The organism is Okeania sp. (genome assembly GCF_983059655.1).
In genome coordinates this window covers 1-5,371 of record NZ_CEZPJD010000548.1, presented here as the reverse complement: position 1 = coordinate 5,371, position 5,371 = coordinate 1, and the positions used below count along the sequence as shown (strand labels likewise).

Here is a 5,371-nt window from a genome sequence, read left to right as displayed (position 1 = left end):
CTCTTGATAGTCGATTGATTCTGCTGTTAAATCTTCCGGAATATCAGTAATATTATCCCGGTCTTGTTTTGGTTGTTTTGTGATGTTCTGATGGATTGATTTTTGATGACTTTCTGTTTGATTAACTGTAGTCTCTTGATAATCTATATCCTCTTGATAGTCGATTGATTCTGCTGTTAAATCTTCCGGAATATCAGTAATATTATCCCGGTCTTGTTTTGGTTGTTTTGTGATGTTCTGATGGATTAAATTTTGATGACTTTCTGTTTGATTAACTACTGTTTCCTGAAAGTCTATATTCTCTTGATAGTCGATTGATTCTGCTGTTAAATCTTCCGGAATATCAGTAATATTATCCCGGTCTTGTTTTGGTTGTTTTGTGATGTTCTGATGGATTAAATTTTGATGACTTTCTGTTTGATTAACTACTGTTTCCTGAAAGTCTATATTCTCTTGATAGTCGATTGATTCTGCTGTTAAATCTTCCGGAATATCAGTAATATTATCCCGGTCTTGTTTTGGTTGTTTTGTGATGTTCTGATGGATTAAATTTTGATGACTTTCTGTTTGATTAACTACTGTTTCCTGAAAGTCTATATTCTCTTGATAGTCGATTGATTCTGCTGTTAAATCTTCCGGAATATCAACCAAGTTTAAATCCACCAATAAATTCAACAAACGCCTTAACTGTTCAACTGTTTCTGTATTCAGTTCAACAGATTGGTTATGATTAGTATCTTGTGAATTATTAGTCGATTTTTCGTTTAAGTAAGCCATCTATATTCCGATCATTTACGATGGTTGTCTGAAATTAAAAGCTCTTGTTCTAAATCTTTATCTGCTGCTTCCTTGAGCTCAGTTACAAGCTCTCTTTTCTTCATTCTCATACCGACTTCAAACATGATTTCTGCTAAATCATCCCGTGAAACTTTAACATCTTTAAGTAAAGAAAAGCGTTTTTCAAGTTCTTCAAATATTTGATCTTTTAAATGATTAACATCATGTTGGAGTTTTTCTCTTGTTTGTGATAAATCTTCCCTTAGAGAAGTTGTTTGATTATCAATAATTTCATTTAATGCTTCTTTAGTAGTAATAATTTTGCGGTTTACTCGCTCAATTTGTTGCTTAGTTTCAACAACATCTTCTTGAGTATTTTGAATATTTAAATTAATATTACTAATCTTTTTTTCTATAGAATTAACCGTAGCTTGAAGCTCTGTAGAAAAAGTACTTTTAACTTGCTCTATCTGATTCTTAGTTTCTTGTTTCGCTAAAGATAATTCTGATTCTAGCTTTTCAAAACGATTTTCGTACTCTCTTAACTTAGGACCCAGTATTATATCACGAATTTTGTCAATATTTCCCAGTCTCTCACGCATTTCTTCCTTGCTTAATTCGGCCATACTTTCTCCTTATGTGATGAACTGCCAAAGTTCAGGATAAATGTTAAAAATACACCATTTGATTTTACCACTTAGTTTACTATTTTACAGGATTAGTCTATATATTTGTAACTGCACAACTTATATAATGACCAGGTAAAGATGAAGAATAAAAAATAACATGAGAAAAGGTGAAACTTTTACATCCGTATAAAGGTCTATTGCAACACATTTTTTTGATTACCTATGAAACAGGTTTACAACTATAAACAAATTGCATCACAAAATCAGTATTGCAGAAAGTAAATCTAGAAGACCGCTAACAGTTATGGTAATTTCTGTACATTTACCTGTAATAGCTCAATTTTGCTTTCATCAAAAATACTAATCTTATCAAAGAATTTTATTTGTTGATTTTTACAACTATCTATATCGATCCATACCATATTGATGTCCTATTAAAAAATACTTAATTTATTTTCTACAACGTATCTATTCTGGTAGCCCTACATAGTAATGGTAAGGATATATATTTTTTAATTTCTCCCGCATTCCCCATCCCTCTATCTCCTCACACTTAGGAATGCTTACTTTTCCATCACGGCTGACCACCACCCCTATTATTATGAGTCATATCATGTCCGCTTGAATAGTTACACTTTAGAGGAATGAAGGCAGAAGGGAAGAAAAGATTAGAAGGGATAAAGTTTTTCATCACTAATTAGGGCTGGCTGATTAAATCTCAAAGCATTGACTGATATTGGTTTCAGCTTTTTACAGACTTTATTTAGTAAACCCTAATTATCCGGACATAATATCAGAAGTCAAAGATTAGAAGTTAGTTGACTATTATTATGAAAAATCTCGATCGCTGTACACTAGAACTAATGACTTTTAAATTTTAACTTTTGACTTAATTCTAAAATCTATGCCTACAACTGTACAAGTTAAAACAGAGTATGAAGCAATTATTGGTCTAGAAACCCATTGTCAACTTAGTACCCAAACCAAAATTTTCTCTGCTTCATCCACAGAATTTGGTGCCCCACCAAATAGCAATATTGACCCAATATGTATGGGAATGCCCGGGGTATTACCCGTACTTAATCAAAAAGTCCTAGAATATGCCGTAAAAGCAGGACTTGCCTTAAATTGTCAAATAGCACCCTATAGTAAATTTGACCGTAAACAATATTTCTATCCTGACTTGCCAAAAAATTATCAGATTTCTCAGTATGACCTGCCCATCGCCGAAAATGGTTGGCTAGAAATAGAAATAGTAGATGAAGATGGCACTGCAACCCGTAAAAAAATCGGCATTACCAGACTACACATGGAAGAAGATGCAGGTAAGTTAGTCCATGGAGGTAGCGATCGCCTATCTGGGTCAACCTATTCAATGGTGGACTATAATCGTGCAGGTGTACCATTAGTAGAAATTGTATCAGAACCGGATATACGTTCTGGACTAGAAGCTGCAGAATATGCCCAAGAGCTACAGCGAATTGTCCGCTACCTTGGTGTGAGTGATGGTAATATGCAGGAAGGTTCTCTACGATGTGATGTGAATGTTTCTGTAAGACCTGTAGGCCAAAAAGAATTTGGTACAAAGGTAGAAATCAAAAACATGAACTCCTTTAGTGCTATACAACGGGCGATCGAATACGAAATTCAACGGCAAACTGAAGCGATCGAAACAGGAGAAAAAATTGTTCAAGAAACTAGACTCTGGGAAGAGGGTTCCCAACGTACTATTAGTATGAGGGTGAAGGAGGGTTCTAGTGATTATCGTTATTTCCCCGAACCCGATCTCCCACCTATTGAAGTCTCGACTCAGCAGTTAGATGCTTGGAAAGTAGAATTACCAGAATTACCCGCACAAAAACGTCACCGCTATGAAAGTCAGTTAGGTTTATCTGCTTATGATACTCGCGTGCTTACTGATGACTGTAAAGTAGCAGAATATTTTGAAGCAACAGTTGCAGCAGGTGGAAATGCAAAACAAGCAGCTAACTGGGTAATGGGGGATATTACTGCTTATTTGAAAAATGAAAAAATTAGCATCACTGATATTGGCCTTAAACCAGAAAATTTGGCCGAGCTAACTACAATTATTGAAGATGGTACTATCAGTGGTAAGATTGCTAAGGATATTCTGCCAGAGTTATTATTAAAAGGTGGGTCTCCTAAACAATTAGTAGAGAAAAAAGGTTTGATCCAAATTTCAGATACTAAGGCGATAGAAGCAATTATTGATGAAGTTTTAGCAGCACATCCAGAAGAGTTAGAAAAATATCGTGGTGGTAAAACTAAACTGAAAGGTTTCTTTGTTGGACAAGTGATGAAGAAGACTCAAGGGCGTGCCGATCCAAAGATGACAAATCAATTAATTACTAAGAAGTTAGAAGGGTAGATATTAATTAATAATTAATAATTAATAATTAATAATTAGGGTTTGCTGATTAAATACCTTAGCGACAGCTTTGTGTCAGCAAAAGCATTTACTGGTATTGGTTGTAGGATTTTTTTTGTCTCAAAAAGTAGCAGCTTTTCGGTGGAAAAAGCTCATGCATGCTAGTATTTTGTCAGGTAACGGCGGAAAAATTGGGAGACAATTATTCCAGCTACATATTCTGTAATCCACCATTTCTCTTGACTATTGACTACTGACTACTGACTACTACAAAGAGCAAAAATACTTTTTCAGCAAACCCTAATTAATACTTTCTTCTAAAGCCTTTTTAGCTAGTCGGGTTATATAAATAGTTACAAAAACTGTAGCAATTAGACCAACTATATTAATTATCCATTTAGTTACTTCTACAGTAGAATTTGTGGGTTGTTGAGACGCACCAATTAAAGTAATATCTCCTACTATAGAACCAATATAAACATACATTACTGTTCCTGGAATCATTCCTAGAGAACCCAAAATATAATTTTTTAAAGAAACCTGCATGACACCAAAAGCATAATTCAAAAGATTAAAAGGAAACAAAGGGCAGAGTCTAGTTAAAAATACGATTTTAAATCCTGCTTTAACAACAGCTCGATCGATCGCTTTAAATTTTGGATATTTATTTAATTGTTTGCAAACCCAATCACGAGATATATATCTTCCGATGATAAAAGCTATTGTAGCGCCTAAAGTTGAAGCAAAAAAAACATAAATTGTACCCCAGATAGCCCCAAAGATTACTCCTCCTCCTATAGTTAATACCAAACCAGGAATTAATAGTAAAGTAGCTAAATTATAAATAATTATGAAAGCGATAGGACTCCAAATACCTAGACTTTCTATCCAAATTAATTTATCTTTTAAAAGTTCTGGTATGTTAAAATATTTGGCTGCAATAATTAAGCTTATAACTACAATAAACAATAAAAAAAACTTGCAAATTTTTTTTAATTTTCTCTGGGCATGAGTATTTTTCAAGAATTTAGAATTTAGAATGCGCGGATTTAGAATTACCTCTCCTTGAAAGGAAGAGGATTGGGTTAAAAGGAATTTTTTTCTTCTCTTGGTCGATTGGATATGGTTAGGAAACCTATCCATCCCACCCAACGGGTGCGCTGCGCTTTTCGCGCCAGGGTTGCAAAGCAAACGACCGCTTTTTTCTCCATTCATGGAGAGGTTTTATACCTTAATTTTTCGGTAAATATATCCATTTTTATATAATATCATGTCCAGTTTAACAGTTATAAACGAAGGCAGAAGGAAGAAGAGAAAGAAAGGTTTAAAGGGAGAAGGTTTTTGGTCGCGTAAGCGGAACGGAGTTCTATAGTGCTCTTATCCGGACATGATATAAATTATAGATATCATCCTCAAATTATTTTTATCTTAGTTAACTATGAATTTTTACTGAGAATAATTGCTGGAGAAATAAATAATTAAAATTATGCCTATCCATAGGTTAATTTCATGAAAATATAATTACCGAAAAATTATGGTTTAAAGCCTCCCCTTTTAAGGGGATAATAAAGAAAAA

Annotated in this window: 4 protein-coding genes; 1 reads left to right on the top strand and 3 read right to left on the bottom strand. The window is 33.9% G+C overall.

The genetic code is table 11. The annotated features are described in order from the left end of the window. Together AC3DU7_RS23880 and AC3DU7_RS23875 are read right to left on the bottom strand one after the other, a co-directional pair. The coding region (locus tag AC3DU7_RS23880; protein ID WP_488041793.1) for a hypothetical protein at positions 1-777 on the bottom strand (777 nt) is incomplete at its 3' end. A gap of 11 nt (positions 778-788) precedes the next feature. Next, on the bottom strand, positions 789-1,403 hold the full coding sequence (locus tag AC3DU7_RS23875) for a hypothetical protein (protein ID WP_488041792.1): 615 nt from the start codon (positions 1,401-1,403) through the stop codon (positions 789-791). Between the two features lie 907 nt (positions 1,404-2,310). Between AC3DU7_RS23875 and gatB the strand changes: the two genes are divergently transcribed. Further along, positions 2,311-3,795, top strand: a complete 1,485-nt coding sequence (gene gatB, locus AC3DU7_RS23870; RefSeq protein ID WP_488041791.1) for an Asp-tRNA(Asn)/Glu-tRNA(Gln) amidotransferase subunit GatB — start codon at positions 2,311-2,313, stop codon at positions 3,793-3,795. Positions 3,796-4,095: 300 nt separating this feature from the next. Here gatB and AC3DU7_RS23865 read toward each other — a convergent pair whose 3' ends face one another. Beyond that, positions 4,096-4,764: a TVP38/TMEM64 family protein gene (locus AC3DU7_RS23865; RefSeq protein WP_488041790.1), complete on the bottom strand. Its 669-nt coding sequence runs from the start codon at positions 4,762-4,764 to the stop codon at positions 4,096-4,098. Between the last annotated feature and the right edge of the window lie 607 nt (positions 4,765-5,371).

Coding starts and splice junctions, on each gene's coding strand:
- AC3DU7_RS23875 (WP_488041792.1), bottom strand. CDS start 1,403: ATGGCCGAATTAAGCAAGGAAGAAATGCGTGAGAGACTGGGAAATATT.
- gatB (WP_488041791.1), top strand. CDS start 2,311: ATGCCTACAACTGTACAAGTTAAAACAGAGTATGAAGCAATTATTGGT.